This window comes from Kiritimatiella glycovorans, assembly GCF_001017655.1.
Classification (GTDB): domain Bacteria; phylum Verrucomicrobiota; class Kiritimatiellia; order Kiritimatiellales; family Kiritimatiellaceae; genus Kiritimatiella; species Kiritimatiella glycovorans.
On sequence record NZ_CP010904.1, the window covers coordinates 843,849 to 869,829 of the forward strand.

The window sequence follows — 25,981 nt, forward strand, 5'->3', positions numbered from 1 at the left end:
AGACCTGAGTAAGAGAGTGAGAGTAAGACCCGTAACCCGATTCTAACGCGTAATATTTTGCTGAACGGCTTCGCCGGGGCGTATAAAGATAGGTTCTCATGCAGTTGCGCACACGAACGATCAGATCCGTGGTGGCTTCCGGCGGGACGGAAGTGGACGGCGCTGTGCTTCGTCGCACTCGCGACGGCGAGGTGAGCCTGGACGTGGGGCATGCGTCTGCCGTGGAAGAGCTGGCGGCGGAGGCGCGGGCGAATGACGAGTGGGTCGCCGTGCTCGGGAGCCGCGAGGTGTTTCTCCGCATCGTGGATCTCCCCTCCACGGAAGACGATGAGCTGGCCGGGATGGCGGAGCTGCAGCTGGACGCCACCTGCCCGTTTCCCGCCGCCCAGCTCTATTACGACTACGAGGTGCTGGAGCGCCGGGAGCGAAGCACCCGGGCGGCCGTGGCCGCGGTCCGGCGCGACCGTATCGACCGGTGTCTGGAAGAGTATCGTGAGCGCGGATCATGGCTCTGCGGAATGGACGTGGCCGTGCTGGCGTGGTGGTCGATGATACGTCCGCGGGTCTCATTGCCGGATGAGGGCGTCAGTACGGTGTTGATGTTCGAGGGCGGGGGCGTGGACATGCTCCTGTGTTCCGAAGGCTCTCCGGTCGCGTTGCGGGTGCTCGATGGGCCGGAGGGTGAGGACGACGAATCGCGTGCGGCCCGACTGGCGCGCGAACTCGAATACACGCTTGCGTCGCTCGAGTCCGATCTGGGTGAACTGCCGGGCCCCGCCCGCATTGAAGTATGGAGCGGGGCGGAGGAGGAATCGCTGGCTGCGGCCCTGGCGAAGCGGACGGGCGCTGAAGCCGTCTACCGCGACACGGGTGAGCTGGAGCCGCTCGCCGCCGCCGTGGCCCGTCGCGCCGAAGCGGGGCGGGGAGTCAATCTCGTTCCGGAGGCGCCGCGCCGTCAGCGCCGGGAGCGGATAGGGCGCCGCAGGTTCTACAAGGCCACGGCGGCGCTGGCCGGGATCTGGGCGGCGCTGCTTCTCTCGGGATGGGTCGCCTGGGAGCTGCGGCAGTCGGCGGTCGAGGAACTGCGCGCGAAGGCGGAGTCGATGGCGGCGCCCGCCGAAGAGGCGCGCGAAATTCAGCGGCGGATCCGTTCGATGGAGCAGTTCGGGGATCGGTCGCGTTCGGCGCTGGAATGCCTGCGCGAAGTCAGCGGGCTGCTTCCGGAGGGCGTGGAACTCTCCGCTTATCACTACCGCAAGAACCGGGCGCTGGCGTTGCGCGGCAGCGGGCCGGACGACCAGACGGTCTACGAGTTTTTCGAACGTCTGGCGACGACGGAACTCTTCGCAGAGTTGCGGGACCAGCGCGTCATGACGGAGCGGCGCGAAGGAAAGCGGGTCTCGCAGTTTTCCGTGACCGCCGTGCTGGAGGACGAGGCATGACGTTCCGCCCGAGAGAGATGGTGCTGGCCTGGATCACGCTGGCCGTGGTGCTGGCCGGACTGACCTATGCGTTCGGCGTGCCTGCCCTGCGGCGCTGGAGCGAAATGGCCGGGGAGCGTGAGGAACTGGAGACGCGCATCTCGCTGTACCGGGGGATCCTGGATCGCAGCGCCGCCTGGTCCGACCGGCTTGCCGAGGTGCGGGAAAAGGTTCCGGTCTATAAAGAAAACATTTCGGTCACGCCGAAGCTTTTGAAGGATATCAAGTCGATCGCAGACCGGCACGAACTCGAACTATTACGCACTCAGCCGACCCCGGAGGAAAAAGCGGGGGCCTTGTGCGAAATCTCCGTATCGTGCCACTGGCAGGGTTCGCTCGAGGCGATCACCCGTTTTCTCTTCGATCTCCAGCAGCAGAAGTGGCGTTTCGATATCCGCCAGCTGTATATTTCTCCTTCGCAGAAGGAGGGGGACGTATTACAAGGGACCATGAGTATTTTCTGTGCATACCGGCGCGCGGACGACCGGGAGGAGAAGCAGACCGATGAGACGTAACGCAGGGCGGTGGTTGAAGAGCGGGCTGGTGGGGATCCTGGCGCTGACTGCGGTGTGCGCGCCGGCGCCGGGCGCGGAGCAGGAAGCCACGATCTCGTTGAGTTTTGAGTCCGCGCCCCTGGATCAGGTGCTCAACCTGTACGCGGAATGGACGAAACGCACCATCATCCGCGATCCGAAGGTCGATGCGAAGATCACGCTGCGCGGCCGTGATCTCACCCGCGATGAGGCGAAGCAGGCGATCGAAACCGTCCTGGCCATGCATGACGTGGGGCTTGTGCCGGCGGGAAAGAAGTTCCTCAAAGTGGTGCCCGCCGCGGAGGTGCAGAGGGACGGTGTGGACATCGGCATCATCGAAGACAGCCGGGGGCTGCCCGAATCGTCGCAGCCGGTCACGAGGATCGTCAGCGTGGACCACGTGACGGCCCTCGAAGCCCAGGAGACTCTCAAGCCCATGCTGCACGGGTACGGGAATATTCAGTCGCTCGAGCGCAGCAACAGCCTGATCATCACCGCGGCGGCCGACAATATGAAACGGCTGCTTGAGGTCTTGAAGTTCATCGATCGCGCTCCGGAGAAGATCGAGCCGCGCATCTACCAGCTCTCCCACGCGAAAGCCGGCGATGTAGCCAAAAAGCTTCAGGAGCTGATCGACGTGGTCCAGGAGGACCGCGGCGGAGGCAAGGCGCCTCAGGCACGCCGACAGGCCCCGCCGGGTGTGATGCGGCCGCCGGACGGGAAAGGGAACGGCGATTCGGACTCCGCGCCCGGAGCGGGCGGGGGAGCTCGGCCCGCGGGAAGCGGCAGGGACGAGATGTTCGACGGATTTGTTCAGATCGTGTCGGACGAGCGCACCAATATCCTGATCGTCTTTTCGCGGCCGGATAACTTCGATTTCTTTGACAACATCATCAATGTGCTCGACGTCCCGGTCGAGCCGGCCGTGACCGTCGAGGTGCTCAAACTCGAGTACGCCGATGCCGAGGAGATTTCAGGGATTCTGAATCAGTTTGTGGGCGCGGCCTCGGAAGACCGGACCGAGGGCGGTGCGGCGACGCCGGGTGACGGCGAATCCCAGCGCGTGAGCCAGCGCATCAATGAGTTCCTCGAACGGCGGGGTTTCGCCGCGCGGGTCGAGTCCGGGGCGGCTGAAGCCGATATCGGCAAGCTGTCCGCCGAAACCAAGATCCTGGCGGATATGAGAACCAACTCGCTCCTGCTGATGGGGCGCAAGGGCGATATCGCCGCCATCAAGACCATTATCCGCGATCTCGACGTCATGCTTTCGCAGGTCCTCATCGAAGCGGCCATTATCGAGGTGCAGCTCAGCGACAAGCTGGAGACGGGCATCAACTGGCTCCAGAAGCTGGCGCATGAGAACGAGGAGTACGCATTCGGATTTGCCTCCGATAAGACCCCGTTCCTGAGCGCCGCGACGAACCTGATATCCCCCGGCAAACTGACGTATTACACCACGCTCGCCGACGCCGATTTCAAGGCGGTGGTCAATCTCGCCGCCTCGGCCTCCGATGCGCGCATCCTCTCCACGCCGGTGGTCCTGACCACCGACAACACGGAGGCAAAGATCATCATCGGCGAACAGCGTCCGATTGTGACCTCCACCAGCCTCAGCGAGGGTGGGGTGGCGAGTTCGCGCTTCGAGTACAAGGATATCGGGATCCAGCTTACGGTGACACCGCACATCAACCCGGAGAACTTCGTCATTATGGACATCCTCCAGACGGCGGACCAGGTCGGGGATACGGTGACGATCGACGATAACGAAGTGCCGGTGGTGCTGAAACGCGAGATCAGCGCCTCGGTGGCGGTGGACGACGGCGCGACGGTCGTGCTCGGGGGGCTGGTCAACAGCGAGGACCGCGGATCGGAAGCGAAGATTCCGGTGCTCGGCGACATCCCGCTGCTCGGCCGTCTGTTCAAGAGCGACAGCGATGAGAACCGCCGCTCAGAGTTGCTGGTTCTGCTTACGCCCTACGTGTTGACCAGTCCCGGGGAGGCCGAACGGATCACGCGTGAGCTGCGCGAAAAGACGGACAGCGGCGATATGCTGGACGAGGACCGACCGCTTAAAGAGCTGCGGAAAGCGCCGCCGGAGGCCGGAACCGGCCTCAGCGGCTGAACCCCCGCGCGCTCAGAATGCGGGGCGTGAGCCGGATGTCCAGGTTCCGGATCTGTTCACCGCGTTCGCCCCCGACCAGGAAACGCTCGTAGAACTCCCGGTTGCGGTCCAGGCCGCCGATGCGGATCGTGGCGCCGTCGGCGACGGTGACCTCGGTTTCGACTTTCTCGTATTTCACGCGGTAGGGATCGCCGTCCACCACTCCGCTCAGCTCGGGCGTCAGTGTGACGCGGATCAGGTCGTCGCCGACGATCTCGGGCTGCACGACCAGGAAGGACCCCACATCGCGCCACTTGAGTTCGGTCCCGATGTACCCCCAGAACCGGCCCCTGCGGACAAACCAGTCGAGGTACGGAACCTGCTCGCCGACGCGGAGACGCGCGGAGCCTCCGCTCATTACGGTCAGGGTCTGCACCGTCCGGCGCGACTGTGAAGAGTTCTGAAAGGTCAGCCCGCCCTCGATCCGGTAATCCGACACCCCGCCGTCGTCAAACACGATCTGCCGGTCCGGGCGCACGTACGCCCCGCGGCGCCTGCCGGAGCCTTCGCCGGCGAATTCGACCCGGATCATGATGTTTTTACGCGGTCTGCTCGCCGCATCGACCAGATCCCTCAGCCGGCGGTGCTCCTCTTCGGTCGCGTGCACGAAGAGCCGGCCGCTCTTCGGGAGCACGATGAGTTTGCTTTCTTCGCTCATCCACGCCTGCGCCATCTCGCGGCACTGCTCCGGCGAAAGTGCACCGCAGGAATACATCTCATATGTTCGCTCCGCACCGGAGACCCACTCCGCGGCAGCGAACAGCACGCACAGCATCAGCAATCTCGCGTTCCTTTTCATGACCGGATTATCCCACCCGCCGCGCTTTACGGCAAGCCTTCAGCGATCGCCCCCGCCGGGGTCAGAGAGCTTTATCTCCTTCGCGGCGAAAATCGATGTCTTGCTCAGGTCTCAGGCCTCCCACTCCGATTCCGAGCCTCTTACTCAGGTTTCAGGTCTCAGGTCTCCCACTCCGATTCCGAGCCTCTTACTCAGGTTTCAGGTCTCAGGTCTCCCACTCCGATTCCGAGCCTCTTACTCAGGTTTCAGGTCTCAGGTCTCCCACTCCGATTCCGATTCCCCCTCCATCCCCCTCACTCTCTCCTAGACACGCGGCGGGCAAGACGCAACACTGTCACCCCGTATCCGTTATCGCGCTGAATTAAACGGCGAGGGGGACGTTATGAGGATGATCTGGGCACTGGTGCTGATCGGCGTATGCGTGCTGCTCTATATATTCAACCGCGGTCACATCGATCTGAACCTGCTCCTTTTCACGGTGAAGAAGGCGCAGCTCGCCCTGGTGCTGCTGGGGTTCACCGCCGCGGGCGTAGTGATCGGTTTTTTGCTGAGGTAGAAAGGTTCTCCGGTACGTCATGAATGCGGAATCGAACGGCGGCACCCTCGTCGATGAACTGACCCGGCGCGGTGTGCGCATGGAGGACCCCGGCTCGGTGCATATCGGTCGTGACGTCGACCCCGGCCGCATCGCGCCCGGAACGGTGCTCCATCCCGGCTGCCGCGTCACGGGCCCGTCGACCTCGATCGGTCCGGATTGTACACTGGGGGCGGAGGGTCCTGTCGCCCTGCACAATGTCCGGCTCGGCCGCGGGGTTCGTATCGCCTCCGGCTCGGCGACGGACGCCGTGATGCTCGACGGCGCGTCGATGGGGCCGCAGGCCCAGGTCCGGGCGGGCACCCTGATCGAGGAACAGGCCGGCGGCGCCCACGCGGTGGGTCTCAAACAGACCGTGCTGCTTCCGTTCGTCACGCTGGGAAGCCTGATCAATTTCTGCGACGTGCTCATGGCCGGCGGTACCAGCCGCCGTCATCACAGTGAGGTCGGGTCCTCGTATATCCATTTCAACTTCACCCCGCACCAGGACAAGGCCACGCCTTCGCTTATCGGCGACGTGCCCCGCGGCGTCATGCTCGATCAGCCGCCTATTTTCCTGGGAGGGCAGGGCGGGCTGGTGGGTCCGCGCCGGATCGCCTTCGGTACGGTGATCGCCGCCGGCTGCATCTGCCGCGAGGATGTCACGGAGTGCGGGCAGCTGGTGGTCCCGGCTCAGCCGCAGGCGCGCAGCCGCTCCTACGATCCGGCGCGCTTCGGCGAACTGGGTCCGCGCATCGCGGCCAATTATGGTTTTATCGGCAATCTGCTGGCGTTGCGTGTGTGGTACGCGCGGGTGCGGGCCGTCTTTACCGCCGGCGCGGAGTACGCCGAGGCCTGCCGGGTCGGAGCGCTGGAGCTGCTCGACGGCGCGTTCGAGGAACGCGTGAAGCGCCTGCGCCAGCTCGCCGCAAAGGTCGGCGCCGCGCCGCGCGACCGGCATCAACGCGCCTTCGCCGAGGGATGGGCGAGCCGTGAGGACGCGCTGCGTGCCTTTCGCTCCGGGCTCGAGCAGATGCCGGAACCCGGCGGAGCGTTGGGTGAGGTGCTCGATGCCGCGGACCGGGAAACCCCTTATATCGAAGCCGTGCGCGGGTGGCCCGAAGCGGCCAGATCAGCAGGCACGGAATGGCTCGACGGCATCGTCGCGTCCGTCATGGATATCGGAACAACGGAGGATCGGAATCATGGATAAACTCTTCGGCACCGACGGCGTCCGCGGCCTCGCCAACAGCGGCCCGATGTCGGCGGAAATGATCATGGCCATCGCGCGTGCGACGGCGCATGTCTGCAAGCGCCACCACCGCCAGGAGGAGATGCGCCCGAAAATCGTGATCGGCAAGGACACGAGACTCAGCGGCTACATGCTTGAGAGCGCGCTGACGGCGGGTATCTGTTCGATGGGGGTCGATGTGCTCCTGGTGGGGCCCATCCCGACCCCCGGTCTCGCCTATATCACCCACAGCATGCGCGCCGATGCGGGGATCGTGATTTCCGCGTCCCATAATCCGTTTCATGATAACGGCATAAAGATTTTCTCCCGCAGCGGCACCAAGCTGCCCGACGACGAAGAGCGCGAGATCGAGGAGCTGGTGCGCGCGGATAACCTGAGCGCGATGGGGGCAGCTCCCGAAGAGATCGGGAAGGCGCGGCGCATCGAGGATTCAAAGGGGCGCTACATCGAATTCTGTAAACGGAGCTTTCCCGATGCCTGCGACCTAGACGGGATCAAACTGGTCCTGGACTGCGCCAACGGGGCCACCTACCAGTGCGCGCCGGTCATATTCAGCGAACTGGGTGCCGAAGTGGAGACCATCTTCAACCGCCCGGACGGCATGAATATCAACGAGGCATGCGGTTCGCAGTATCCCGAAACGCTGATCGAGAAAGTGCGCGCCGGCGGAGCCGACGCGGGACTGGCCTTTGACGGCGACGGCGACCGGCTGATCGCGGTGGATGAGCACGGGCGGGTGCTGACCGGGGATCACCTGCTGGCTATCTGCGCGAAGGCCTGGAAAGGCGAGGGACGGCTCGCGAACGATACCGTGGTCGGCACGCAGATGACGAACTTCGGGTTCATGACCGCGATGCAGGACCTGGGTGTGAACGTCGAACGCGCCAAAGTGGGCGACCGCTACGTGCTGGAAAGAATGAAGCAGCGGGGCGCCGTGCTGGGAGGGGAGTCTTCCGGGCACCTGATCTTCTCGGATATCCATACCACCGGCGACGGCATCGTGTCCGCGCTGCAGGTGCTGGCCATCATGCGTACGAGCGGGAAACCCCTCTCCGAACTGGCGGATGTCATGAAACTGGCTCCCCAGCGGCTGATCAATATTGACGTGGCCGAAAAGAAGTCGATCGACGACGTACCCCCGTTGCGGGAGGCGGTGTCTGCGGCGGAGACCGAACTCGGCGACCGCGGGCGTGTCCTGATCCGTTACTCCGGCACGCAGCCGCTCTGCCGCGTCATGGTGGAGGGGCCCGACGAAGCCACGACTACGCGCCTCGCCGAATCGCTCTCCGCCGTGGTCCGGGAGCATCTCGGCGCATGAAGCTCCGCGCACAGTATAGGATCGCCATGGGGATCGCGGGATGCGCGTCCGTCTGGCTGACCGCTTCCGCGTCGGCCTCCGAAATGGAGATCCACGACTGGGGTCCGTTCTGGTACGAGTGCCGCACGGCCTCGGGCGCGGTACACCGGACGGCCGCAGGCCCGTTCTACGAACACCGCGCTGAGCCGGGAGCGGGCTCCATGACGGCGTGGCGGCCGTTCCGGATCCGGATCAAGAACGCGAAAGAAGGGACGCGGCGTACTGAATATGTTTGGCCCCTCTACGTCCGACGCATTCAAGGCGAGGAGGAGACGGGGCGGGGACTGGTGTTCCTGTTTTCCAGAGATTTCGACCGGCGGGATGAAGACGGCCGCCGCCGACGCTGGCTCATCCCGTTTTATTTCGACGGCATCGACGAGGACGGCGAGCCCTATCTCGGTGTGTTCCCGCTCGGCGGGTCCGTCCATGACTTCCTCGGACAGGAACGGTTCTCGTGGCTGCTCTTTCCGCTCTACCTCGAGCGGGAGGGGCCGGACGGCACCGCCCGTACCGTGCTCTGGCCCGTGTTCTCGCGCACGCGCGGCGACGGGCTGCGGCGCGACCGTCTTTTTCCGCTGTGCGGGCGCGCCGTCAAGGAGGGCGCCTACGAGAAGTCCTTCCTGCTCTGGCCCGTCTGGACGCATGCCCGCTATGAGCGCGAGCATCGTTCCGGAGAAGCCTGGATGCTGTTTCCTTTCGCGGGCGGCGGGCATGTGAACGACGAGCGCACCCGTTATGTCCTACCCCCGTTTTTCCGCTACACGGAACGCGATGGAGAAACCATCCTGCACGCCCCCTGGCCGTTTGTGCAGCGTCAGCAGGGCGGCCGCACTCGACGCGCTTACCTGTGGCCGCTCTACGGCTGGAAGGAAACACCCGGCATCAGGAGCGAATTCTTCTTCTGGCCCGTCGTGCGTTCGAAAGATATCCTGCATGCAGGTGAGCGCGTACGCCACGTGCACGTGCTGCCGTTCCTCTACTGGCGCGCGGAGGGGGACGCATCGGTGACCGGTGATTCCGGACCGTGGCGGAAGCGGCGGCTGCGGATCTGGCCGTTTTTCCGACACACAAGTTATAACGGAAAAAGTTGCTTCCGCGCCCCCGCGCTGTCCCCGTTTCCCGATCTCGAACCCATTGAGCGCCACTACGCGCCCTTCTGGACCCTTTACGAAGCTGAGCGCGGGCCGCGGCCGGGCGAAGTCCGCCGTACGGCGCTGTGGGGTCTGTTCCGCCGGCGTGGCGACGGCGAAGGTTCCTGGCGTACGTCCGTCTTTCCGCTGTTCGAGTTCGGGGTCGACCGTGAAGAAGAGGAACGCGCCTATAGATGGTCGGTCCTGAAGGGATTGATAGGGTACGATTCAGACAGGGTGGAAAGGCCCCGCCGAATCCTGTATATCTTTCGTTTCTGAAAGGAGTGAGGGCTTGATCACTCGCGAACCCGAATATATTCCGGTCCCGGCTACCGCGATGGGGCGCCTGGGGCAGCTCGTGCTGCTCACCCTGCGCAATTCCGGGCGGGCCGTGCTGATGTCGCTGCGCTCGTTCCGAATCCTGCCTGCCGTGCTCTCGCCGCGCCGCCGGCCCGAGTTCATGCGCCAGTGTTTCGTTACGGGGATCAGGAGCCTGGGCGTCATCACCGTGGTGGCGCTCTTCACGGGTATGATCCTGGCCCTGCAGACCGGGCTCGAACTGCGGCGCTTCGGTCAGCAGGCCCATATCGGAACGGCGGTGACGGTGGTGATGCTGCGTGAAATGGGGCCGTTTATGACCGGGCTCATTATCGCCGCGAGTGTGGGGTCCGCGATCGCCGCTCAGCTCGGGACCATGACCGTCTCGGAGGAGGTGGCCGCGCTCGAGGTCATGTCGATCGACCCGCACAGCTTTCTCGTCCTGCCGCGGCTGGTGGCCCTGGCCGTGATGATGCCCGTACTTACCGTCTATTCAAACCTGGTCGGCATTCTCGGCGGCGCGGTCGTGGGCGCGACCCAGCTCGGGGTCTCGTTTGCGGCGTATTTCGATAACGCCACCATGTATGCGGCGAACAAGGATCTCTACGTGGGACTGTTCAAGGCGCTGCTGTTTGGGATCATCATCGCCACGGTCGCGTGCCACCAGGGGTTCGCGACCACGGGCGGGGCGGTCGGGGTGGGGCGCAGCACGCGCAAGACGGTGATCGTATCGTTCCTGCTCATCCTGGTGCTCGGCTACTTCGTAACCCGGCTGTTCTATTCATGATTCGCTTCGAACAGGTCAGTAAAGCACTCGGAGGGCGCCCGGTCCTCGACGCGGTCGACTTTCGCATCGAGCGCGGAGAAACCGCCGTTATCGTCGGACGCTCCGGCGCGGGGAAGAGCGTCATGCTCAAGCATATGGTTCGCCTGCTCACCCCGGATGAAGGACGGGTGCGGATCGGCGAGGACGAGATCAGCGCCGCCCCGGACCGCGAACTCGAACGTATCCGTGAACGCTTCGGAATGCTCTTTCAGGGGGCGGCCCTGTTGCAGTGGATGAGCGTCTACGACAACGTCGCCCTGCCGCTGCGGGAGCGCACGGGAGCGCGCGAAGCGGAGATCGACGGCCGGGTCCGCGAGGCGCTCGATCTGGTGGGACTGGGCGACGATACGGAAAAAATGCCCGCCGATCTGTCCGGAGGCATGCGCAAGCGGGTGGGGCTGGCGCGGGCGATCGTCCGGAAACCGGAGATCGTGCTCTACGATGAACCGACCTCGGGCCTGGACCCGGTCACCTCCCGCCTCATCGACGGACTGATCGCCGACATGCGCGCGAAAGTCGGGGTCACCAATGTGGTGGTGACCCACGACCTGCACAGCGCGCTTTCCATAGGGACGCGAATCGTTATGCTCCACGAAGGCCGCATCGTGGAACATGCCGCCCCGGACGGATTCATCCGGTCCGAGCATCCGGAAGTCCGGCGGTTTTTGGAGTCACAGCATATAAGAGCGGAAGATCCATGGCTGAAGGAGAAGATCAGTGAAACTTAAAAACAATCCCGATACGCCGGCGGAAGTGCTCGTGGGATTCTTCGTCTTTATCGTGCTTCTGGCGCTCGGCATCTTCACGATCGTGCTCAGCAGGGAGAATGTCTTCGAGAAGTCCTATCCGCTGGAGGTGTCCTTCGAAGACGTCGGCGGACTGCGCGAAGGCGATAATGTGTTCATGCGGGGTGTCCGCATCGGCAGCGTGAAGGATATCCGCATCGGCGACCGGGGCGTGACGGTCACGGCGAAACTCGAGCAGCCGGTGGACCTGCACCGCGGATACCGGATCGAAGTGCAGGCCACCTCGGTCCTGGGCGGGAAGTTCATGAATATCCATGAGGGAGACCCCCGCACGCCGCGCATTCCCGACGATGCCGTTCCCGAGGGTCGCGTGCCGGTCGACCTGATCGATGAGGCTTCCGAGGTGGTCCGGCGACTGAATGAAGCCTTCGGCGAGGGCGGGGTCGTGGCCAATCTCGAGGACTCCATGGAGAACGTGAACGCGATCACGCGGGACCTGCGCGAAGGCAAAGGTACCATGGGACGTCTGATCCGCGAGGACACGCTGTATCGCGACCTCGAGATGATCCTGGCCGACCTGCGGGAGGTGAGCGGGCGCCTCCGCAGCGGACGGGGCACGATCGGCAAGCTGCTCTCGGAGGACGATACGCTGTACCGCGATTTGAGCGAGGCGGCGTCGTCGCTGAAAAATGTGGCCGCCCGCCTCGAATCCGGCGAGGGCACCCTCGGCCGTCTGATCCACGACGACGGCGAGGTGTACCGGAACCTGGATGAGACCAGCGCTTCGCTCAAGCGTATCGCCGCGGGGCTGGAACGGGGCGAAGGCACGCTGGGTAAGCTGATCCGGGACGAGGGCCTGTACAACGAAGTGGACCAGCTGATCGAAGAACTTCGCGCCGCCGTGGACGACGCTCGCGAGGCGACCCCGGTCACGACCTTCAGTTCCGTGGTGTTCGGCGCGCTCTGAGGCCGACATCCGGCGCCTCCTTCTTATGCCGTCGATCTGTCCGTACTGTCACCGGCCGGCCGGTCATGCGCGGCGCTGCAGCCGCTGCGGCCGGGTGCGGTCTGCGCGCTCCACGGCATTCCTGCGGTCCGCGGCATTCCTGCGGTCCGCGGCTCCCCTGGTCCTCGCCGCCGCCTATCTATGCGTGTCTTTCGGATGCGTGCACGAAGCCGTTCCGGGCCTGTTTCATCTCTGCGGAGCAGGAACGAAGCTCCGTCTGCGCGGAACTCTGAGCGCTCCTGCGACCGGTCTCTCGGAGGGGGCTCTGCTCGAAGTCTCCGGCGGAGGCCGCGTCGTGAACCTCCGGATTCCAGTGCCTCGCGAGGCCCTGCCGTCGTTCCGTCCCGGCGACCGAGTCGTCGCGCAGGGACGTAAGGTCATGCGGAACCGGGAGCCGGTGCTGCGCGTGCCTTCGGTGCGTTGTCTGGAGATACGGCCCCTTCGCGCCATTCAATGGTCCGGCGCGGATCCCGCCGCACTCGATCGTTATGCGCCCGTCACGGCGTCGGGTCGTGTGACATCCGTCCGTATACCCGCCCGCGGTCTGGGGCGGCCCTGGTGTCTGGTGCTGGAGGAGCGAGGGGTCCGTGTTCCCGTGTATTTCAGGGCCTCGCTTTACGAGGCGATCCCGGACCGGGCCGCGTTGAGGCGGGGCGCCCGCGTGCGGGTCCGCGCCCTGCGGGATCGGCTGGAGGGGCAGCCCGCGCTGAGGCTGACCGATCCGGAGGCCCTGCGGGTCCTGGAGCACGCCGAGGCGGGGCGGCGCCGGTTCGCGGCGCAGTGGGGGCCGGCGCGGGTCGGCGCAACCGTGACCCGCACGGGGCGTCTATGCCGCCTGGCGACGCCGGCCACGGGACGCAACCGCCCCGGACTTGCCCTGTTCCGCGACCGGACAGGCTACTGGAGCGCGGTCTTCTGGGACCCGGCCCTGGCCGGGAGCTGGCGTCCCGGCGGCTGGTACCGGGTCCGGGGCACGATCGAACTCTACCGGGGCGAGATCGAAATGCGCGCCGGGAGCGCGGAAGCGGTCCGCTGACGTTGAAGGCCATGAGGAGCATGAAGGGGTGAACATAACCCGTACTCGCACTCGTACGAGTACTCGGAGCGCCGAAGGCGCGATCCCACTCCCGATGTTCAAGGAACTCGAGTACGAATTATGTTCTCTCTGAATCCCGATTTCGACTTCGATTCGGATTTCGAGATCCCATCCGTGTCATCGGTGTAATCCGGTGCCGAAAACACAAGAAAGGTCTCTCGCCAAGGCGCAGAGATCGCAAAGATGAATGAGAAGAGCACAGGCAAAGAGATAGCGTTCTCTCTTATGTTCGTAGTAGGCCCGCAGGTCCGCGCAGCGGAAAAAGTTCGTAGTAGGCCCGCAGGCCTGCGAAGCAGGGCCAGGGCCGTTATCTTCACGCGCCTGGCCTGCCGGGGGGCAGGCGTGCGGCGCTACTACGAACGATATCACGCGCCTTGGCCCTTCGGGCGCTTACGGCGCTACTACGAACGTTTGTCGTCTCCCATCCCGCCTCTTCCCCGAATGGCTCCACCACAAAAAGCCGCGAACAACCAAAAATCTGCGAAGAACCAGAATGTCTCGACAGGCCGGGGAGGAATATAGAGACTACGCCCCCTGACACGGGAACCGGGACAGGAGCGTATGGCCGAGGAAGGCACCCCTGAAGATCATGGCGCAGCGGCGGCGTTTCCGCTGTGGCGGCGTCTGCTGATGAACAAGGAACACCCGGTGCTCCAGTTCATCAAGTACGGTATCGCCGGCGGCCTCGCTTCGGGGGTCGACGCCACCGTGTTTTATCTGCTCGCGTGGCTCCTCATTCCCGCCTTAAGCCCTACCGACCCCTTTGTGAAGATATTCGGGCTCGAGGTCGAGCCGATCAGCGAGGCGGTGCGGTTGCGTCACTACTGGATCGACAAGACGATCGCGTTTCTCTTTTCCAATTTCACCGCCTACCTGATGAACATCTTTTTCGTCTTCCGTTCCGGCCGGCATAAGCGCCATCACGAACTCATGATGTTCTACGGTGCCGCGATTCTGAGTTTCCTGATCGGGACATGGCTGGGCGGACTGCTGATCGAAGTCGGATTTGAAACCACGTACTCTTACATCGGCGCCGTCGTTGCGGCGGTACTGATCAATTTCACCTGCCGCAAGTTCTTCATTTTTCACAGCTGAAGTGCGGTATCGCGGAGACGATCCTGCGCGCGCACTCCGTCTTGGAAATCGTGCCCCAGTCGTCGAACGTCCCGTCCGCCGCCGTGAGCAGGGCGCACGTCAGCGTATCGCGCTCCATCGCCGCAGGCGTGTTCAGCAGGATGGCGTCGAGGTGTTTGCGTTGCATCTTGTCCCGCGCCTGCTCACGGCCGGAATCGCTCTGGAGCGCAAACCCGAGCGTCCACTGGCCGGCCCGTTTGGAGCGGCAGAGTGTGGCGGCGACATCCGGCGTGGGATGGAACTCAAGTGTCAGGGTGCATTCCGATTTCGGCATTTTGCGGTCGCGGCACTCCGCCGGTTCGTAGTCGGCGACCGCGGCGGCGAACAGGGCCGCGTCGCAGGAGCGGAAAAGCACGCGACCGCGTTCCAGCATCTCCCGGGCCGAGGTGACCCTATGAAGAGTGAGGCTTTCGCCGGCGGGGAGCCGGGCGGGATCGACGGGACCGGTCACGAAATCGACCTTCGCGCCGCGGCGCAGCGACTCGAGGGCCAGTTCGCGGCCCATGCGTCCGGAGGATGCGTTGCTCAGGAATCGCACGGGATCGAGGTGTTCGCGGGTCGGGCCCGAAAAGATGAGCACGCGCGGGCTCATGAGACCGAATCAAGAATGGCCTGCACGATTTCCTCCGGCTCGCTCATGCGGCCCGGACCCTCCGCCCCGCAGGCCGTAGGGCCGCGATCGGGTCCGATCTGTGCCCATCCGCGTTCGCGCAGGGTGGCGGCATTGGAGCCCACGACCTGCTTGGACCACATCAGGGGGTGCATGGCGGGACAGAAGATTCTCGCACAGGTTTCGGGCAGGGCGAGGGCGGCTCCGCAGACGACGTCGTCCGCGAAGCCGGCGGCGAGCTTGGCGATCAGATCAGCGGTTGCCGGGAGCACCGCGAAGACCGAGGCCTCGCATGCGGGGAAGAGATGCGGGTAGAGCCTCTCCGGGACCCCGCCGGGGTCCTCCGGAAAGATGGTGGTCTGCACTTCACGCTGCGTCAGGGCCGCGAAGGTAAGCGGCTGCACAAAACGCGCCGCGGCCGGGGTCATCAACACATGCACCTCGAAATCCCGCTGCGTGAGCCGGCTGGCGACGGTCGCCGCCTTGCAGGCCGCGATGCCGCCGCCGATACCGAGAAGGATCTTCGTATGTGCGCGTGGTTCACTCATGCACCGCAGCCCGCTCGTTCCCGACACCCTGGACGGGAGAGCCTCAGACCTCCATCATTTCAGTGGTCTTGGCCTCGAGCATCTCGTCCATGCTCTTGATGTGCCGGTCGGTGAGCTTCTGGGTCTCCTCCAGCGCGTCGTCACGATCGTCTTCCGTGATATCGCCGTTCTTCTGGAGCTGTTTGATCTGATCGTTCGCCTCGCGGCGGACGTTGCGTACCGCCACGCGCTGCTCTTCCGTCATCCGCTTCGCCACCTTGCTCAGCTCCTCGCGCCTCTCCTCGGTCAGCTCCGGGATCGGAATACGGATGATGCGCCCGTCGTTCATCGGGGTGATCCCGAGATTTGCGGCCGTGATCGCTTTTTCGATCGCCTGCAGCGACGAGGGATCGAACGGCGAGATCGTAATCAGCCGGGCCTCCGGCGTGGCGATGTTCGCGATATCGCGGAGCCGGGTCGGGGTGCCGTAGTAATCCACGGTGATATTCTCGACCAGGCTCGGCGACGCCTTTCCGGTGCGGAGTCCGGAAAGCTCATCCTGCAGGTATTCCACGGCCTTATCCATGCGCTCGCGGGTGTCTTTAAGTACGTCCTCGAGGGTGTTCATAGTCGTTCCTCCTTCCGGCTACTGATGGACGAGGGTTCCCACGGGCTCGCTTTCGAACACGCGAACCATCTCGTTTTTCTTGAAAAAATTAAACACCACGATGGGGATCTCGTTGTCCATACAGAGCGAAAAAGCGGCGGCGTCCATAACGCGAAGCTGCTTTTTCAGCGCCTCGTCGTAGGTCACGCTCTCGTAGCGAACCGCGTCGGAGTTCTCCATCGGATCCTTGTCATAGATGCCGTCGACCTTGGTGCCCTTCATCAGCAGATCGGCGCGGATTTCGGTCGCGCGCAGCGCCGCGGCGCTGTCGGTGGTGAAATAGGGATTCCCGGTGCCGGCGCCGAAGATGACCACCCGGCCTTTTTCCAGGTGGCGCATCGCGCGGCGGCGGATGAAGGGCTCCGCCACGGCGGGCATCGAGATGGCCGTCATGGTTCTGGTCGGGATGTCGCGCTTCTCGAGCGCGGCCTGGAGCGCGAGGCTGTTGATGACGGTGGCGAGCATGCCCATGTGATCGCCGGCGGTGCGGTCCACGCCGGAGTCGACGCCCTTGAGGCCGCGGAAGATGTTGCCGCCGCCGACGACGATCGCGATTTCGGCCCCGCGATCCCTCAACTCCTGAAGCTGGGCCGCGAGCGAGGCGAGCACATCGGGGTCGATGCCCTGTCCCCCGTTGCGGGGTTGAAAGGCCTCCCCGCTCAACTTCAGAAGAACCCGTTTTACCCTGGGACGTGCCGGTGTATTCATGTTGCTCCGCGTGGTTTCGGAGGAGTGTACGGAAATCGTTGCCGTGAGGAAAGGGTTTGTTGAGGCTTTGAAGAGTTTGAAACCTGAAACTTGAGTGTTCCTGCTTTTTCTTACTCAGGTCTCAGCTCTCAGGTTTCAAACTCAAATTCAAACTCTGATTCTGACTCTGACTCTGACTCTGACTCAGACTCTGATTCTGACTCTGACTCTAACTCTGATTCTGACTCAGACTCTGACTCCTCTCCCTCATCCCCCGAACAGTGCGCGTCCCTTCGCCGTGAGGCGGGTGCCGCTGAACAGGTGTGAGTAGGCGAAGACGGCCTGGCCGCGGCAGCCGGCGGCCCGGAGCGAGCGGATCTGGCGGAGCACGTCGGGGGCCGGATTGGCGGCGTTGAGCCCGCCCACGAGGCTGCGGGCGGCGAGGCCGGGGCCCAGCCGCTCCGTATAGCCGTTCAGGTTTTCCGCGAAGCCGTCCGTTCCGTAGAGCATGGGAACCGCCCAGTCCAGCCAGCCGCGGCGGGTCCATTCGATGCCGTTCTGGAAGGCGTCGCGGTATCCCCGCACGGGATCGCCGATGAGGCTCGCCGACAGCAGGCAGTCCGAGCGCCGGGCGCGCACGGCACCGGCGATATCGCGCACGACCCGGGTGACGGCGGCGCGCCGGAAGCGGTCCCACTCCCCGGGCGCTTCGGCGGGGCGGTCGCCGAACAGGCGCAGCGAGACGGGGTCGTAGGAAAAGTCCGAGCGTGCCCGCAGCTCGGTTTGCGGGGCATCGGGATAGATCTCGCGGGCGACCAGGTGGTAGTCCTCGGGGAAGCGGATGTAATCGAGATGGATTCCGGCCACGGGATAGGCGGCCAGTTCGGCGAAAACACCGATCAGGTGGCGGCGCACGCCGGGGTGGGCGGGGTTGAGAAACGTGTACCACTTGCTGGTGGGCTTCATGCGGTCGCCGAGGCGGTCGACCATGAACCAGTCGCGGTGGCGGACCCAGAGCTGGCCCGACTCCCGCGGCGGCTCGCGGCGGCCGCGCCATCCGGGAAGCACGTTTGCATAGGCGTGAATGCGGATCCCGCGCTTCGCCCCCTCCCTGACCGCCGTCATCAAAGGATCCCAGCCCGGATTGCGGCCGGTGAAGGCCGGCGAGGATCCGCTGAGTTCGTACGCCCAGGGTTCGTACGCGCTGCGATAGAACACCGTGCCGTTGCCGCGGACCTGGAAAAAGAGGTCGGAATAGCCCACGTCCGCCGCATTATTTACGATCCGGCGGACGTCGGAGGGGGCCTTGTAGTCGAAGCGGGTGGACCAGAGCGCGTTCACCGGTCGGCGGGGTTCCTCCGGTGAGGCGGGAGGCGGACGGCGGCCGGCGGCGCGCAGCACCGGCGGGGCTGCGAGGGCGGCGAGGGCGGTTAAGGTCTTGCGGCGATCCATGGCGGCGCAGCTTCCGGCCCGGTGTGTTCCGTGCCCGGACTGCCGGGTCCCTTTATTCCGGAGCCGTCTCCCGGGCCGGCGGCTCGTTGGTGGTGTCCGTGACGGACTTCGACGGGCGATAGTATTTTCTGGCTTTGACGAGGGCCTTTTCGGCCTGCTGCTGTTGACCCGCCACCCGGTAGGCCTGGTGGAGCAGAAGCCAGTAGCTGCCGTTCCGCGGGTGCAGGTGTACCGCGCGCTCAAGGGCGTCGATCGCCTCATCGTAATCCTCGAGATTCAGGCGGGCCTGGCCGTAGCCGTACCAGGCGCCCGCCATCTGCGGAGCGCCGCTCAGCAACGCGGCGTAGATGCTCGAGGCGGCCTGATAGCGGTTCAGCGCACGGAATACCGCGCCGCCCCCGACGAGCGCGGTGGGGATCGGAGGACGCACCCAACCTCCGGCCTCCTCGCGGTAAGTGCGGCGGACTTCCTCAAGGCGGTCGAGACCCTTCTGCTGAAGGTCGGAGCGCTGAAGGAGCGGGAGGTGGCGCGTCGAGGGCGTGAGCAGAATGGCCGTGGCGCCGTCGAAGTAGGCCAGACGCCAGTTTCGCGGCGGGGACAGCAGGTGGCGGATCGTTCCCGCCGCCGCGGGATGGCCGCAATTCAGCACGGCCCCCCGGGGGAGCCAGCGCTTCAGAATGTCGTTCCACTGCGGTTCGGACGCGCCGCTGAGACCGGCCAGTGTTTCCTCGTAGAACGACGGGGAGAAAAGATCGTTGCGCAGATCCAACAGTACGGGCCGGTCGAGCGTCCAGGACAGGTAGCCGCCGTCCGGCGCGAAATGAACGATCTTTTCGGGGAAAGAGGGGTCGCCGACCAGTTCTTCCGGCAGATGCGGATAGGCGTCCTTCGCGACCCCCAGCCCGAACCCGCTCCGGCTGCCCGTGTTGATGTACAGGGCGTTGGTGGCGGCGCCCAGCGCCGAGCCGACCATCAGGAGCGCCAGCGCGATGCAGGCGGCCCGGCCCAGCCAGACCGGGCGGTCGTTGAACAGCGGTTTCATACTGTCCTGGATGAACGACCCTATGGCGTCGAAGCTGAGTACGATAAACGGGAAGGCGAGGAACACGAAGACGTCGAGCAGCAGCAGCGAGCGGACGATCATGAACGCTCCCGCGACGGCGAGCGTGGTGATGATCACGGGCAGCCGCCGCTTCAGCGTGATCAACCCGCCCGCGCCGAGGATCAGCACGAAGGTGATGAGTTTCTTGAGCCCGAGTTCGCCGAAGAGATGGCTGAAGGGAGAGATGAAGACCGCCCCCGCGGGAAAGAGGATCGCGCCTCCCTGGCGGATAAGGTGCAGGTGCAGCCCGAAGCCGTAGGGGTTCAGCAGGGTGACCAGCAGGGCGACCAGCATGAGCGAGGTGCGCTCCTTGACCGCCGCGCCGCGATAATGCGGGATGTGGGCCAGCCGTGCATCGACCGCCTGCTGGATGAGGTTCAACAGGATCAGGATCGGGCCGAGGATGAACGAGGGGTGGAGCTGCGTCCACAGGATCTGAACCAGCGGCAGCGCGATCCAGCGCAGCAGAGGCCGATCCGTCCCCTCCAGCACGAATAAGAAGACGGCGAAGCACACCATGGCCGGAAAGATCGGGTCGGGTTCAAAGACCGGGAAGATCAGCCAGGCGCAGAGCAGCAGCGCGAACCCGATGCTCACGTCGCCGCCCCATTTCCGCGCGACGCGCCCGATCAGGGCGAAAGCGGCCACGGCGCAGACGACATGGAAGATCGTAACCAGCGGCGCGCCGCCCGCGTTCCAGAGGTGGTAGCTGAGGGTGTCGTAGAGAGGGGTGGTGTCTACCCAGTCCATCTCCGCCGCGCTGTACGTCAGCGGATCCGTTTTGGGCAGACCCTCCTCCGCGATATGCCGTCCCAGCGACAGATGCGTAAATATATCAGGCGAGGATAGCGTCCGGATGCCGAACAGGGTGATGAGTATAAGGCCGAGAAGAAAAAACCATCCTGCACGGTGCCGTATCTGCTCTTTCATGCCGGGCGTCCCTCCGTTCCGCTGATTAGTTCGTGTCGCAGAGTATAGGCACTCGGGGTCTCGGGACAAGCAAGGAGTAGGGGGTAGGTGAGTGTGAGGGCTGAAACCTGAAATCTGATTGGGTGAGGGAGATCCCAGGGAGCCTGCAGCTTTCTCACTCAAAACAGCGGTATCTGGTGGTCGTGTTCCCGTTTGGATTTCGGCCGGTGGCGCGCCAGGCGCGGCTGGCCGCTTTCGGCGAACTCGCCTTCTTCGAGGTTTTCGAGGATCTCGGAAGCGCGGCGGATGACTTCCGGGGGAAGACCCGCCAGACGGGCGACCTGGATGCCGTAGCTTTTGTCCGCCGGACCGGGCGCGATCTTGCGCAGGAACGTGATGCGCTCGCCCGATTCGCGCACGCGCACGTTGTAGTTCCGCACCCCGGGGACCGTGCGCGCCAGGTCGGTCAATTCATGGTAATGGGTCGCGAAAAGCGTGCGCGCTCCGCTTGGTTCGGATCGGCACAGGTGCTCCGCCACCGCCCAGGCGATGCTGATGCCGTCGAAGGTGCTCGTGCCGCGGCCGATTTCGTCGAGTACGATCAGACTGCGTTCCGTGGCGTTGTTCAGGATGTTGGCCGTCTCCTGCATCTCTACCATGAAGGTGCTCCGCCCGCCCGCGAGGTCGTCGCTCGCGCCGATGCGGGTGAACACGCGGTCGGTCAGGCCCACCACCGCGCGTTCCGCGGGCACGAAAGATCCCAGGTGCGCCATGATGGTGATCAGCGCCACCTGCCGGATGTAAGTGGATTTTCCCGCCATGTTCGGGCCGGTGATGATCAGCAGACGGTCGCTGGACTGGTTGAGTTCGGTGTCGTTCGGCACGAACCGTTCCGCGCCGGGCATCTGCTCGATGACCGGATGACGGCCGTTGTGGATGCGGAGCACGTCCGTCTCGCTGATCTCGGGCCGCACGTACCCCAGCAGAAGGGAACGCTCGGCGAGCGTCGCGAGTGCGTCGAGCCCGGCGACCGCCGCGGCCGTGGACTGCAGTTCCGCGGTGTGTTCCAGCACCTGCCGGCGGAGTTCGGCGAACAGTTCCTGCTCCAGCGCCAGCGAGCGCTCCTGCGCACCGAAGATGCGGTTCTCGTACTCCTTGAGTTCGGGCGTGATGTACCGCTCGGCGTTCACGAGGGTCTGCTTCCTGACGTACTCGTCCGGCACGTGCTCCAGATTGCTCTTGGTGACCTCGATGTAATAGCCGAAGACCTTGTTGTGACGAACCTTGAGGGTGCGGATGCCCGTGCGCTGCTGTTCGCGCGCCTGGAAATCGGCCAGCCACTGCTTCCCCTCGCCGGCGGCGTCGCGCAGTTCGTCCAGCTCGGCGTGGTACCCCTCACGTATGACCCCGCCGTCCTTCAGCAGGGCGGGAGGCTCGTCGACGATCGCGCGTTGAATGTGCCGACGGAGTTCAGGCAGGTCGCACAGCTCGTCGCGAAGATGCTCGAGCGGCGCGCATCCGATGTCGTCCAGCAGGGCGCGCAGTTCGGGGATACGTTCGAGCGAACAGGCCAGGGCGCGCACGTCGCGCGGCGAGCCGGTGCCCGAGTGAAGACGCGCCGCAAGACGCTCCACATCCTTCACCTCGCGCAGGTGTTCGCGGAAGGCATCCAGTCGGTTGCGGTCGGCGCGGAACGCCTCGATCGCGTCGAGACGACGCTCGATCGCGTCCGCCCGCCGCAGCGGCCGGAGGATCCAGTGCCGCAGCAGCCGCGCGCCCATGGCCGTACGGGTCGTGTCGAGCACCTTGAGCAGGGTGGGCCCCGTCCCGGACCGCGCGCTCCCCGCCGCGGCGACGAGTTCCAGGTTGGCGACGGTGGTTTCGTCGAGCAGCAGGTAATCGCCCGGATGGTGCGCGCGCAGGCGGGTCACGTGGGAGAGATCGCGCTGAAGCTGATCGCCCACATAGTGCAGCACCGCGCCCGCCGCCCTCAGCCCCAGCGGCTGGTCGGCGCAGCCGAATCCCTCCAGTCCGCGCGTCCGGAAGTGCCGGGTCAGGAACTCCTGCGCACTGTCCTCCTCAAACGTCCAGTCCTCGTGCGGCGTCAGCGCCGGCGCCCCGTCGCCGCTCAGCCAGTCGCTGAAACGCCCCTTTTCGTGATCGGATTCGGGGATCACGCACTCCGCGGGGTCGTAGCGCAGCAGGTTTTCACGGACCGCCGCCGCGTCCTCCGATTCCTCGACCCGGAAATCCCCCGTGGAGAGGTCGAGCAGCGCCAGGCCGAAGCGGCCCTTGTCGCCGATCAGGGCCGCGAGGTAGTTGTTGCGCTTCGATTCAAGCGCGCTCTCCTCAAGCACCGTTCCGGGCGTGATGATTCCGGTGATCTCCCGGGCGACGACCTTCCTGCCCTGCGACGGCTCTTCGACCTGGTCGCAGACCGCCACCTTTTTTCCGGCACGGATGAGCTTCGATACATAGTTTTCGCAGGCGTGATAGGGTACGCCGCACATGGGGATGCCGTTGCGGCGGGTGAGGGCGATGTCCAGTATGCCCGCCGCCTCCCGGGCGTCGTCGAAGAACATCTCGTAGAAATCGCCGAGACGGAAGAAGAGGATCGTGTCCGCGCCCAGCCCGCGGCGGATCGCCCGGTACTGCTCCATCATGGGGGTCTGCTTCTTCGCCATCGCTCCGTCACGCCGTGGTTCTGTCTCGGGTCCCGTCGGGCTTCCATCGGCCGCGCCGATCGCGATCGACCGCGGTAAAGGGTGGCAGCGTAACGATCTTCCCCGCCGAGCGCAAAACTTTATCCGTCCGGGAGGGGGGGAGAGGAACAATCGCGATCGGTACCGAGCTTCACCACAGGGCACGGAGCCCACGATTCGTGCCCGCGCCATATTGTCCCGTTTATCCTTGCGCAGACCCCGGCGGGATCGTGTAAAAAGGGCGCTATGAAGACGCGATACTGGGACCGCCTCATCGAGCGGCTGGACAAACTGGACCGCGGGAGTCTGCAGCGGCAGTTCCTTCTGCTGGCGAAGGAGAAGGGGGTCTGGGAGGCCATCTTCGAGGCGCTGCAGGAGGGGCTGATTCTGCTCGACCGCCGGGGGCGGCTGCAGTACGCGAACCGCGCTGCGGAGCGGATGCTCGGATTCAATGCGGACGGCGTGCAGGGACAGCCGCTGAACCGGTACATCGAGGGGCTCGACTGGGATCTGCTGATGGATCTCGACGAGGGCGAGTGGGAGCGGATGGTCCGCCGCGAGGTCGAGATCAATTACCCCGAACACCGTTACGTGGAGTTTTATGTCATGCCGCTCTCCGCGGGGACGGACGACGAGGAGGGGGCGGTGGTGATTCTCCGGGACGTCACCCGCGCACGGGAATCCACGGCGCGTTCGATCGAATCCGAGCGCATGCAGGCGATCACCATCCTCGCCGCCGGCGTCGCGCACGAAATCGGCAACCCGCTCAATTCGCTCAACATCCACCTCCAGCTTCTCAAACGCGAGGCGCGTTCGATCGAGGAGGAGGAGGTCCGCGGAAACATCGAGGAACTGATTGAGGTGGCCGGCGGCGAAGTGACGCGGCTCGACCGGATAATCCACCAGTTTCTGCGCGCGATCCGCCCCTCCGAGCCGGAGCGCAGACCGGTGCGGATCGAGCGCGTCCTCGAGGAGTCGTTTCGGTTCATGCAGTCCGAACTCGACGACCGCGGGCTGATCCTGGAGTTCGACTGGAAGGAGGAGCAGCTCGCTCCGGTGCCCGCCGACGAGACGCAGCTCAAGCAGGTCTTCTTCAACCTGTTCAAAAACGCCCTGCAGTCCCTGCCCGCCAGGAGCATCATCCGCGTCTCCATCGAGATGGATGAACGATTTGCCCGCATATGCTTCCAGGACAACGGTCCGGGCATATCCGCCGAGACCATGAGCCGGATCTATGAACCGTTCAAATCGGACAAGCCCTCGGGTTCGGGGCTGGGGCTGATGATCGTGCAGCGCATCGTCCGCGATCACGGCGGCGAAATGGAGATTCACAGCGAACCGGGACGCGGCGTGCGCTTCGTCCTGTACTTTCCCCGCGAGGAGCATCGCGTACGGCTGCTCGAGGCGCCCGCGGACGCGCGAGAGAACGATACGGCCGCCACGGCGGAGGGGTGTGAAGAGGAGGGCGCATGAAACCGGTCGTACTGATCGTGGATGATGAAAAGAACACGCGCGACGGACTCGCCCGCGCCCTGCGCGGCGATTACCGCATTCTGCTCGCCGACAGCGGCGAGAGCGCGCTGGAGATCCTGGACGAGGAGTCGATCGACGTGCTCCTGGCGGACATCCGGATGCCGGGCATGGACGGCATCACGCTGATGCAGCGTGCGCTGGCGAAACAGGACGGACTGACCTGCATCCTGCTCACGGCGTACGGGTCGATCGAAAAGGCGGTCGAGGCGATGAAGCGCGGGGCGCACGATTTCCTTACGAAACCGGTCCATCTCGACCGCCTGGAACTCGTGCTCTCCCGGGCGCTGGAATCGCGGCGCATGCAGACCGAAAACCGCGCACTGCGCGAGCAGCTCGACACCAAGTACGGCCTCGAGAGCATCATCGGGCAGTCCGAACCCATGCAGCGCATTTTCGATAAAATACGGCAGGTGGCCCCTTCGCGCGCCACCGTTCTGATCCAGGGCGAGAGCGGTACGGGGAAGGAGCTGGTGGCCCGCGCCCTGCACCGCCTCAGCCCGCGCGCGCAGGGCCCGTTCGTTCCGGTTCACTGCGCCGCCCTGTCGAGCAACCTCCTGGAGAGTGAACTGTTCGGCCACGAGAAGGGGGCCTTCACCGGCGCGGTCGAACGGCGCCGGGGGCGGTTCGAGCGCGCCGACGGCGGCACGCTGTTTCTCGATGAAATCGCCGAGATCGACCCGTCCATCCAGGTCAAGATTCTGCGGGTGCTCGAACAGCGCGCCTTCGAACGCGTAGGCGGGACCGAGTCGGTGGAAGTCGATACCCGGCTGCTGACGGCCACCAACCGCGATCTCACCGAAGAAGTGGAGAAGGGGGCCTTCCGCGAAGATCTGTTCTACCGGCTCGACGTCGTCTCCATCACGGTTCCTCCGCTCCGCGAACGCGCGGCGGATATTCCCCTGCTCCTCAATCACTTCCTTCAGCAGTTCAGCGGGGAAAACGGCAAGCGGATCGAAGGGTTTACCCAGGACGCCGCGGAGCTGCTGAGTCGCTATGAATGGCCGGGTAACGTGCGCGAACTTCGCAATGCCGTCGAGAATATGGTCGTCATGTCGCGCGGCGAAAAGCTGGGCGTGCGCGATGTCCCGCCGAAAATCCGCGCGCAGGTCGACCCGGCCCGCGCGCAGGCCGGCGGAGGGGAGGCCGGCGCCGGCAGTCTGCGGGACATGGAAATGCGCATGATCCTCCGCGCACTGAAGGAAACCCAGGGCAACCGTACGAAAGCCGCCGAGCAGCTCGGCATCAGCCGGAGAACCATGCACCGCAAGCTGAACGAATACGGATTGCAGAATTATTGAACGCGTCCCGCACTCCGGGACTCGAAGAGTCGGAAACAGGCCGTCATCCGCGGCCGGAACACAGACCCGCGAAAGGGGGAC

At 64.8% G+C, this 25,981-nt stretch carries 22 protein-coding genes; 14 read left to right on the forward strand and 8 right to left on the reverse strand.

What is annotated here, in order from left to right:
* Window positions 1–98 precede the first annotated feature (98 nt).
* From L21SP4_RS03565 to gspD, 3 genes are read left to right on the forward strand one after another with little or no spacing between them, the layout of a single operon-like run.
* Window positions 99–1,442 carry a PilN domain-containing protein gene (locus tag L21SP4_RS03565; protein ID WP_052881370.1) on the forward strand — a complete coding sequence of 448 codons (1,344 nt, stop codon included), beginning with the start codon at window positions 99–101 and terminating at the stop codon, window positions 1,440–1,442.
* Window positions 1,439–1,996, forward strand: coding sequence for a type II secretion system protein GspM (gene gspM / locus L21SP4_RS03570; RefSeq protein ID WP_052881371.1), 558 nt, complete (start codon window positions 1,439–1,441; stop codon window positions 1,994–1,996). Before L21SP4_RS03565 ends, gspM begins: the two co-directional genes overlap by 4 nt.
* Window positions 1,986–4,136 carry a type II secretion system secretin GspD gene (gspD, locus tag L21SP4_RS03575; protein WP_082116498.1) on the forward strand — a complete coding sequence of 717 codons (2,151 nt, stop codon included), beginning with the start codon at window positions 1,986–1,988 and terminating at the stop codon, window positions 4,134–4,136. Before gspM ends, gspD begins: the two co-directional genes overlap by 11 nt.
* Here gspD and L21SP4_RS03580 read toward each other — a convergent pair.
* Window positions 4,126–4,974 (reverse strand): hypothetical protein, encoded by an 849-nt coding sequence (locus tag L21SP4_RS03580; protein ID WP_082116499.1) that lies wholly within the window; start codon window positions 4,972–4,974, stop codon window positions 4,126–4,128. The two genes, gspD and L21SP4_RS03580, sit on opposite strands and share 11 nt — an antisense overlap.
* A gap of 382 nt (window positions 4,975–5,356) precedes the next feature.
* Here L21SP4_RS03580 and L21SP4_RS12885 point away from each other — a divergent pair, with 382 nt between their 5' ends.
* The 9 genes from L21SP4_RS12885 (at window position 5,357) to L21SP4_RS03620 (ending at window position 14,374) form a co-directional block, all read left to right on the forward strand.
* Complete coding sequence (locus L21SP4_RS12885) at window positions 5,357–5,530, forward strand: lipopolysaccharide assembly protein LapA domain-containing protein (RefSeq protein ID WP_144413739.1); 174 nt, start codon at window positions 5,357–5,359, stop codon at window positions 5,528–5,530.
* Between the two features lie 19 nt (window positions 5,531–5,549).
* On the forward strand, window positions 5,550–6,761 hold the full coding sequence (locus L21SP4_RS03585) for a hypothetical protein (RefSeq protein ID WP_052881374.1): 1,212 nt from the start codon (window positions 5,550–5,552) through the stop codon (window positions 6,759–6,761).
* Window positions 6,754–8,118: a phosphoglucosamine mutase gene (glmM, locus tag L21SP4_RS03590; RefSeq protein ID WP_052881375.1), complete on the forward strand. Its 1,365-nt coding sequence runs from the start codon at window positions 6,754–6,756 to the stop codon at window positions 8,116–8,118. Before L21SP4_RS03585 ends, glmM begins: the two co-directional genes overlap by 8 nt.
* A complete protein-coding gene (locus L21SP4_RS03595; RefSeq protein ID WP_144413740.1) occupies window positions 8,115–9,566 on the forward strand; it encodes a hypothetical protein in 1,452 nt (483 codons plus the stop codon). Before glmM ends, L21SP4_RS03595 begins: the two co-directional genes overlap by 4 nt.
* Before the next feature lie 58 nt (window positions 9,567–9,624).
* Window positions 9,625–10,392: an MlaE family ABC transporter permease gene (locus L21SP4_RS03600; protein WP_052882952.1), complete on the forward strand. Its 768-nt coding sequence runs from the start codon at window positions 9,625–9,627 to the stop codon at window positions 10,390–10,392.
* Window positions 10,389–11,159 (forward strand): ABC transporter ATP-binding protein, encoded by a 771-nt coding sequence (locus L21SP4_RS03605; protein WP_052881377.1) that lies wholly within the window; start codon window positions 10,389–10,391, stop codon window positions 11,157–11,159. The genes L21SP4_RS03600 and L21SP4_RS03605 overlap by 4 nt, the downstream gene beginning before the upstream one ends.
* Window positions 11,149–12,144 (forward strand): MlaD family protein, encoded by a 996-nt coding sequence (locus L21SP4_RS03610; protein WP_052881378.1) that lies wholly within the window; start codon window positions 11,149–11,151, stop codon window positions 12,142–12,144. Before L21SP4_RS03605 ends, L21SP4_RS03610 begins: the two co-directional genes overlap by 11 nt.
* Before the next feature lie 25 nt (window positions 12,145–12,169).
* A complete protein-coding gene (locus L21SP4_RS03615) occupies window positions 12,170–13,219 on the forward strand; it encodes a hypothetical protein (protein ID WP_052881379.1) in 1,050 nt (349 codons plus the stop codon).
* Between the two features lie 621 nt (window positions 13,220–13,840).
* Window positions 13,841–14,374, forward strand: a complete 534-nt coding sequence (locus tag L21SP4_RS03620) for a GtrA family protein (RefSeq protein WP_052881380.1) — start codon at window positions 13,841–13,843, stop codon at window positions 14,372–14,374.
* Here the strand turns inward: L21SP4_RS03620 and L21SP4_RS03625 are convergent.
* From L21SP4_RS03625 to mutS, 7 genes are all read right to left on the reverse strand, one after another.
* The gene (locus tag L21SP4_RS03625) at window positions 14,358–15,005 is read right to left on the reverse strand and encodes a phosphopantothenoylcysteine decarboxylase domain-containing protein (RefSeq protein ID WP_052881381.1); all 648 of its coding nucleotides are present in this window, start codon (window positions 15,003–15,005) and stop codon (window positions 14,358–14,360) included. The two genes, L21SP4_RS03620 and L21SP4_RS03625, sit on opposite strands and share 17 nt — an antisense overlap.
* Window positions 15,002–15,571 (reverse strand): flavoprotein, encoded by a 570-nt coding sequence (locus L21SP4_RS03630; protein ID WP_052881382.1) that lies wholly within the window; start codon window positions 15,569–15,571, stop codon window positions 15,002–15,004. The genes L21SP4_RS03625 and L21SP4_RS03630 overlap by 4 nt, the downstream gene beginning before the upstream one ends.
* 43 nt (window positions 15,572–15,614) lie before the next feature.
* A complete protein-coding gene (frr, locus tag L21SP4_RS03635; protein WP_052881383.1) occupies window positions 15,615–16,178 on the reverse strand; it encodes a ribosome recycling factor in 564 nt (187 codons plus the stop codon).
* Between the two features lie 18 nt (window positions 16,179–16,196).
* The gene (pyrH, locus tag L21SP4_RS03640) at window positions 16,197–16,925 is read right to left on the reverse strand and encodes a UMP kinase (RefSeq protein ID WP_052881384.1); all 729 of its coding nucleotides are present in this window, start codon (window positions 16,923–16,925) and stop codon (window positions 16,197–16,199) included.
* Window positions 16,926–17,171: 246 nt separating this feature from the next.
* On the reverse strand, window positions 17,172–18,356 hold the full coding sequence (locus L21SP4_RS03645; protein WP_052881385.1) for a glycoside hydrolase family 10-like protein: 1,185 nt from the start codon (window positions 18,354–18,356) through the stop codon (window positions 17,172–17,174).
* Between the two features lie 52 nt (window positions 18,357–18,408).
* Window positions 18,409–20,388: a tetratricopeptide repeat protein gene (locus L21SP4_RS03650; protein WP_052881386.1), complete on the reverse strand. Its 1,980-nt coding sequence runs from the start codon at window positions 20,386–20,388 to the stop codon at window positions 18,409–18,411.
* A gap of 158 nt (window positions 20,389–20,546) precedes the next feature.
* A complete protein-coding gene (gene mutS / locus L21SP4_RS03655; protein ID WP_052881387.1) occupies window positions 20,547–23,051 on the reverse strand; it encodes a DNA mismatch repair protein MutS in 2,505 nt (834 codons plus the stop codon).
* Window positions 23,052–23,315: 264 nt separating this feature from the next.
* Between mutS and L21SP4_RS03660 the strand changes: the two genes are divergently transcribed.
* Window positions 23,316–24,542 carry a two-component system sensor histidine kinase NtrB gene (locus L21SP4_RS03660; RefSeq protein WP_052881388.1) on the forward strand — a complete coding sequence of 409 codons (1,227 nt, stop codon included), beginning with the start codon at window positions 23,316–23,318 and terminating at the stop codon, window positions 24,540–24,542.
* Window positions 24,539–25,900, forward strand: coding sequence for a sigma-54-dependent transcriptional regulator (locus tag L21SP4_RS03665; protein WP_052881389.1), 1,362 nt, complete (start codon window positions 24,539–24,541; stop codon window positions 25,898–25,900). Before L21SP4_RS03660 ends, L21SP4_RS03665 begins: the two co-directional genes overlap by 4 nt.
* The last annotated feature ends 81 nt before the right edge of the window (window positions 25,901–25,981 follow it).